Source organism: Microcoleus sp. BM001215392, assembly GCF_036700185.1.
GTDB lineage: Bacteria > Cyanobacteriota > Cyanobacteriia > Cyanobacteriales > Microcoleaceae > Microcoleus.
This window is the reverse complement of the sequence record NZ_JAUBOJ010000630.1, coordinates 1-2,290: the sequence shown is the minus strand read 5'-3', so window position 1 is coordinate 2,290 and position 2,290 is coordinate 1. Positions and strand designations below refer to the sequence as shown.

General features: G+C 48.9%; 1 protein-coding gene. It reads right to left on the bottom strand.

Features of this window, described 5'->3' with window-relative positions; all coding sequences use genetic code 11:
• Window positions 1-1,677: chaperonin GroEL (groL, locus tag QT974_RS33585; protein ID WP_333472689.1), on the bottom strand; the 1,677-nt coding region annotated here is incomplete at its 3' end.
• Window positions 1,678-2,290 lie beyond the last annotated feature (613 nt).

Below are 2,290 nucleotides of genomic sequence, written 5' to 3'. Positions count from 1 at the left end.
GCCGCCCATGCCGCCCATGCCGCCCATGCCGCCCATGCCGCCCATGCCGCCCATGCCGCCCATGCCGCCCATGTCGCCCATGTCGCCGCCGGCTTTTTTCTTCTCAGGTTTTTCGACAATCACAGCTTCAGTGGTCAAAACCATACCAGCAATGGAACCGGCATTTTGTAAAGCCGATCGCACAACCTTAGCCGGATCGATAATTCCAGCAGCAATCATATCTTCGTACACGTCGGTGAGAGCGTTGTAGCCAAAGTTCAACTCGCTATCCCGCACTCGCTCGATCGCGATCGAACCTTCAACGCCCGCATTATCAGCGATTTGACGCAAAGGAGCTTCCAAAGCTTTTGCAACCAAGTCAGCGCCTACTTGTTCTTCAGCGTCCAAAGTCTTTCTGATTGCATCTATTTTCGTAATCAGGTGAATCAGCGTCGTACCGCCTCCAGCGACGATACCTTCTTCCACAGCAGCTTTAGTAGCATTGAGAGCATCTTCAATGCGCAATTTGCGGTCCTTGAGCTCGGTTTCGGTAGCTGCGCCTACTTTAATTACAGCAATACCGCCAGCCAGTTTGGCAATCCGTTCGGTCAACTTTTCGGTATCGTAGTCAGAATCCGTTGCTGCTAGCTGCTTGCGGATTTGCTCGATCCGTGATTTCACGTCTGCTTTGTGTTCGTCACCAGCGACAATGATGGTGTTTTCTTTGTCGATCGTAATTTTGCGGGCGGTACCGAGCATTTCTAGTGTTGCGGTATCAATGCTGAGTCCGACTTCTTCAGAAATCAGTTGACCGCCGGTCAGAACGGCGATATCTTGTAACATGGCTTTGCGTCGCTCGCCAAAACCAGGAGATTTGGTAGCTGCGATGTTCAACACGCCGCGTGCTTTGTTGATTACCAGAGTTGCCAAAGCTTCACCTTCAATATCTTCGGCGATAATGATCAGCGGTGAACCGGTGCGGGCGACTTTTTCCAGAATCGGAATTAGTTCTTGAATGGAATTAATTTTTTTGTCGGTAATCAGGATGCGAGCGTTTTCATACTCAACTTCCATGCGATCGTTGTTGGTGACGAAATACGGGGAAAGATATCCGCGATCGTACTGCATCCCTTCGACAACTTCCAATTCTGTCAATAGAGATTTCGACTCTTCAACAGTAATAACGCCATCTTTAGTGACTTTTTCCATTGCTTGAGCAATCATGTCGCCGACTTCTTCGTCGTTACCGGCGGAGACTGTAGCGACTTGAGCAATGGCACTTCCTTCGACTGGTTTCGCTAATTTAGCGATTTCTAGGACTAAGTGGGCGATCGTTTTGTCAATCCCGCGGCGCAGTGCGACTGGATTTGCACCTGCTGCGACATTCTTTAAACCTTCGCGAATCAGGGATTGAGCAATCACGGTAGCGGTGGTGGTGCCGTCGCCTGCGATATCTTTAGTTTTGGACGCGACTTCTTGAATTAAGCGAGCGCCTGCATTTTCTAGAGGATCTTCGAGTTCAATTTCCCTAGCAACGGTGATACCGTCGTTAACGATTTGGGGAGCGCCAAATTTCTTTTCCAGTAGGACGTTCCGGCCTTTCGGGCCCAAGGTGATGCGGACTGCATCGGCGAGTTGATTGACGCCGCGTTCTAGTGCCCGTCTCGATTTGTCGCTAAATGCAACTATTTTGGTCATGTTTGTCTCCTTGCGCTTACATTAGCAAATTTAGCACTCTCTGACTCTGAGTGCTAAGTCGATCGACTTTAGATTGTAGCGCGCCCCTCAGAAGTGTGGGGCACGCGGGGGCGGATTTGGGGGAGCAGTCCGGGTCGGTAGAAGACGGCACTGCGGTTTCCCCGCAGATATAATGTTATTTGTGCCATTGCGGGCGATCGGCTTTTGCCTCAGTCCCAAACCCAATTTTGATGTCGCGTCATTCCAAAACACAAGTTTCCTTCAAAAAATTCTTAATTTCCGCAGGCGATCGTCTACCTTCGGATCGAGCTTCCTTTGACAGTTGACAGTTGACAGTTGACAGTTGACAGTTGACAGACTGAATGACCAATGACTAATGACTGATGACCAATGACTATTGACTGATGACTAATGACTGACAACTGACAACTGACAACTGACAACTAACAACTGACAACTGACAACTGACAACTGACAACTGACAACTGACAACTGACAACTAACAACTGACAACTGACAACTAACAACTAACAACTGACAACTGACAACTGACAACTAACAACTGACAACTGACAACTGACAACTGACAACTGACAACTGACAACTGACAACT